The sequence below is a fragment of the Heliobacterium mobile genome (genome assembly GCF_009720735.1).
Lineage (GTDB): Bacteria > Bacillota > Desulfitobacteriia > Heliobacteriales > Heliobacteriaceae > Heliobacterium > Heliobacterium mobile.
The window spans coordinates 1-4,358 of the sequence record NZ_WNKU01000063.1 but is presented as its reverse complement, the minus strand read 5'-3'; the positions used below and the strand labels follow the sequence as shown (position 1 = coordinate 4,358).

3 protein-coding genes, 2 tRNA genes and 1 rRNA gene are annotated in these 4,358 nt (G+C 44.1%); 1 reads left to right on the top strand and 5 read right to left on the bottom strand.

Annotated elements, in window-relative coordinates; genetic code table 11:
* Together GJ688_RS19230 and GJ688_RS19225 are read right to left on the bottom strand one after the other, a co-directional pair.
* A 16S ribosomal RNA gene (locus GJ688_RS19230) occupies positions 1-454 on the bottom strand; the annotation flags it as partial.
* 341 nt (positions 455-795) lie between these two features.
* The gene (locus tag GJ688_RS19225) at positions 796-2,151 is read right to left on the bottom strand and encodes a hypothetical protein (RefSeq protein ID WP_155478115.1); all 1,356 of its coding nucleotides are present in this window, start codon (positions 2,149-2,151) and stop codon (positions 796-798) included.
* 178 nt (positions 2,152-2,329) lie between these two features.
* Here GJ688_RS19225 and GJ688_RS19220 point away from each other — a divergent pair, with 178 nt between their 5' ends.
* The gene (locus GJ688_RS19220) at positions 2,330-2,518 is read left to right on the top strand and encodes a hypothetical protein (protein WP_155478114.1); all 189 of its coding nucleotides are present in this window, start codon (positions 2,330-2,332) and stop codon (positions 2,516-2,518) included.
* A 57-nt stretch (positions 2,519-2,575) separates the two neighbouring features.
* On the opposite strand, the gene GJ688_RS19215 is transcribed toward GJ688_RS19220, so the two are convergent.
* The 3 genes from GJ688_RS19215 to GJ688_RS19205 form a co-directional block, all read right to left on the bottom strand.
* Positions 2,576-3,835, bottom strand: coding sequence for an NAD(P)/FAD-dependent oxidoreductase (locus GJ688_RS19215; RefSeq protein ID WP_155478113.1), 1,260 nt, complete (start codon positions 3,833-3,835; stop codon positions 2,576-2,578).
* A gap of 366 nt (positions 3,836-4,201) precedes the next feature.
* A tRNA-Thr gene (locus tag GJ688_RS19210) sits at positions 4,202-4,277 on the bottom strand.
* A gap of 4 nt (positions 4,278-4,281) precedes the next feature.
* Positions 4,282-4,358: transfer RNA gene (locus tag GJ688_RS19205), tRNA-Asp, on the bottom strand.

The window sequence follows — 4,358 nt, the reverse complement described above, 5'->3', positions numbered from 1 at the left end:
CTTCTTCCCCGAAGACAAGGGTTTACAATCCGAAGACCTTCATCCCCCACGCGGCATTGCTCCGTCAGGCTTTCGCCCATTGCGGAAGATTCCCCACTGCTGCCTCCCGTAGGAGTCTGGGCCGTGTCTCAGTCCCAGTGTGGCCGTTCACCCTCTCAGGCCGGCTACCGATCGTCGCCTTGGTGGGCCGTTACCCCACCAACTAGCTAATCGGACGCGGACCCATCCAAGAGCGGATTGCTCCTTTGGTTGTCCGGGGATGTCCCCGAACCACATTATGCGGTATTAGCAGCCCTTTCGGGCTGTTATCCCCCACTCTCAGGCAGGTTATCCACGCGTTACTCACCCGTCCGCCACTAAGCACTTCCACCGAAGTATCCGTGCTCCGTTCGACTTGCATGTGTTAGGCATGCCGCCAGCGTTCGTCCTGAGCCAGGATCAAACTCTCCACAAATAATGTAGATAAGCTTGAGTCAAGCTCTTGTTGATATAAAGTAATTCTTAGTTGAATCAAGGCTTCTTTTTACTGAAGTTCATCGATTCTTAAGAAGTTATCCGTCCCACTTACGCGGGCCGAATTGACTTTGGTTTCGCACGCTTTTGCTTACAACTGTTTGATTTTCAAGGACCAATCCTTAACGCCACCGCACCGGCGACGGAATTAAATATTATCACTTTTGATAAAAAACGTCAACTGGTATCTCTTACAAAATTACCTCGTTCATTTTTCATCATCCCGTCTGGCAGTGACAGTATATATTTTTATCACGTATGGAGATAGAAGTCAATGGAACTTTATCCCTGAGGGGCTTTTACTTCGTCTACCAATTGGGTAAATATAGCTTCAACACCGATAAACCATCGATTATCCTCCGAATATCTCGTGTTTATCCAAGCGATAGGGTCGGCCTTTACCGGTCGATCCTTGCTAAGGTTGATAATCGTCACCGCGGCGATGCGGGCCGAATCATTTATATTAGTGTTGTAGTCCTGCCAGCTATGGTAGACGTTAAATGGATTATTCGCGATTTTACGGGCATTATCGACTGTTCTCGGAACAAAGGCCTGTTCTTGACCGGTAATGGCGATCATTAAAAAAGGATGTATATCATATTCCTTGGAAGTGTTTATGATCGTCGAAAGATAAGGTTCATCCGCTAGTAGTGAATTCTTTTGCTGTAACCACTGACGCAACGCCTCAACATCAACGGGATGATATCGTAATATATCGGGCAATTCATTCTGAGGTTTTTGATTGCTCTGTTTAACCCTGAGATTCAAAGCTTGTTCGCCATCTTTTTCTGCCCAAGAGGTTAACGTGAAACCAGGCGAACCTAAAATCACAGGCACCAGAACAAAAGAAGCAACCATCACTGCTGCAGCTGCCGCAAGCAATACTTTAGGTTTACTCTCCCTTTTAGATCTCTTTTCCGTTCCTACTAAAGAGGGCACAACTTTTGAAGGCAGGGAACTTTTCGGAGGAGGTATAGGCAACGAAAAAGATTGTTTTGAACCAACAGGGATCAATTCATCGGTAACTTTGTAGGTAACGATATTGCTTGTTTTAACACTCGTTTTTTCGTAATCAATCTGATCATCGGCTATGTTTGGATCCTGTTTTAAATCTTTATGAATTAAAGGTTCGTCAAGAAAAACTTGATCTACTCCATGTACTAAGGCCGGCGTTTGCTTTTCTTCCCAAGCATCTAAGATCTCTTCCCAAAAACGGTCCTCTTTACCGTTTGCTTGTTTCGGAATAAATTCAGCGAACTCCTGAAGTGTGTCCTGGGAGAGCGTTAGGCCTTGGTCATGATTGACGAAGTACCATAATGATTCAAGGATTCCTTTTCGCTGATTCTTTTCTTCTTTCTCCAAGGTTAGAGTCACCTGGAAAACTCGGCCGGCGTCAATGGTAAAGTAATTTTGAATTACCGCCTGTTCGATCAACTTCTTTCGAATTTGAGCGCGCGTTTCCCCAGCAAAGGATTGCATATGACGGTCTAAAACACGATGAATTGCATCCGCCAGCACGGCTGCCCGCACTCTAGCATCATCACGGGCAAACTTTTTTTGTACGTAGTCTCTTATCTTAGAGACATCTTCATCATGAAGCAGTATTTTCTTTTGCAATTCTGCTAGAAAGGACCGCATCGCTTTCCATCCTTAACGAAATACTCTTCCTGATTTTAGTTTATCAGCTCATCCTCCAAAAGCCTACAAATAATTTTTAATCGCATCTTGTGCTTGTTAGGATTTGAAGGAATTAGCATTCCTGTAGCGAATCTGTAAATCAAAAGATTCCTTTTAATTAGAGAGGAGTGATTAATCTATGCCTCCCCTGCACAATTTAGATCAGGCCGCCAAAGCCTTAAATTGGGCTGTTGAGCTAGGCGGCGATGAATCGGATGTTCAAATGTTCGAAGCTTTATTGGCAAAGTTGACTGACGGGCAAGAGCTTACTGATGTAGAAAGTGAGACGATAAAAGGCCTGCTTAGTGAAATCGAAGAGACACTATAAGCCAAAAACGCCATCGTCTTTTTTAGACGATGGCGTTTTTCCATGATTGTAGAGAAATTATTTTCCGCTCGAGGAAGTCGTATATGCGGTTTGCATGCAATACATCGTAAACTTTCCTCTGCCGAATAAAAGTTTGGGACCACCTAAAATATACAAATAGCGATTATCTACAATGGCTTTTGCCAAGACAGCTAGTTTACCACGCGTTTTGAGTCCCAAGATGACGCCAGCCCCATCGTGAGCCCCTAATGATGCGACAGAGCCCTTCATGAGCGGATGAAAGGCCTCTAATCTCTGTTCTCCGCGAATCAGAGAGGTAAGATTTCGGGCACAGGTTGCCGATTGCATGACAGCCAACTGCGCTGTAGGAGGAAAGGGGCGTTCTGTTTGGGGATCCATCACAGCAGAGCAGTCGCCAATCACAAATACGTTTTCATATCCTTTTATGCGCAAATCTTTTTCTACGGGGATTCTTCCACGTGGAGCGTCAAAGGCCGTACCGCAGACAACCGAGTTCCCCTGAACACCGCCGGTCCATATCACCGTCGCAGGACTAATCGTTTCTTCCCCTTGATCAGATGCAAGGATTGCGCCTTGGGCATCGACGGATTTGATCCGCGTCGAAAGCCGAAACTCAACGCCCATACGTTCAAGCGATTCTTTGGCATAAGCGGCTAAGGAAGGATCAAAGGCACCTAAAATTCCAGGGCCGCCTTCTACATTGAGCAATCGTACGCGTTGACGGTCAACTCCATGCTTTTTGCAAAGCTCAGACACTTTGTCAGCCAGTTCTCCAACGAACTCGATACCTGTAAAGCCAGCTCCACCTACGATAAGAGTCAAGGTTTGTTTTAAATCTTTTACACGTGCAAAATCTGCGAAAAGGGATTCGATTTTGTTGCGAATCTTGCGAGCTGAGTTCATGCTACGGATCATTAAGGCATGTTCCATGATTCCTGGTATTCCGAAAGTAGCCGATTGAAACCCTAACGCAACCACCAAGTAATCATATGTAAGCGTTCCGCCGTGACTGAGAATAACCTGTCGTTCCTCTTTTTGAACACCGAGAACAGTGTCTTTTATAAAGCGAATACGTTGGGTGTCAATAACTTCCTTAATCGGTATGCAGATACGGTTTTCATCGCCTGTACCCGCAGCAACTTCGTGTAACAATGTTGTCTGATAGTGATAATCATGTTTATTGATTAAAATGATTTCCGCTTCGTCTGAGAGAAGAAGTTTTTGCAGGTGTACAGTAGTTAATATACCACCGTACCCAGCACCTAAGATTACTATCCTTGGTTTCTGTTTTGTCATTATTCTCCCACCTCTTATTTTTGTTGAGTTAATCAAATTCAACATATCTATTATTTATTAAACTTTTCACAATTGCAGCAATTTTTCTTCTTTTATTGATAACTATAAATAGCTTAAATCTTTTTGTCAACTATGGAAAAACTTCCATGAATTTTAAAGTATTATGTATTCTGAATACATGTAAAGAAATAGAAACCCTACCCTCAGCGAGGCAACTATCACTAAAATGAGCATCATTGACTTTCTGGATAGCCCTTATACATACAGCTTTTAGGCAATATTATTAATGAAAAAATAAAAAGAGACTACTTCTCAAGGGAGAAATAGTCTCTACTATACTGAATTCACTCTAATACATGATAAAAATGGAGCCGGCGACAGGACTTGAACCCGCAACCTACTGATTACAAGTCAGTTGCTCTACCAGTTGAGCTACGCCGGCATTATGGCGGAGCAGACGGGATTCGAACCCGCGATCTCCAGCGTGACAGGCTGGCATGTTAGGCCTCTACACCACTGCTCC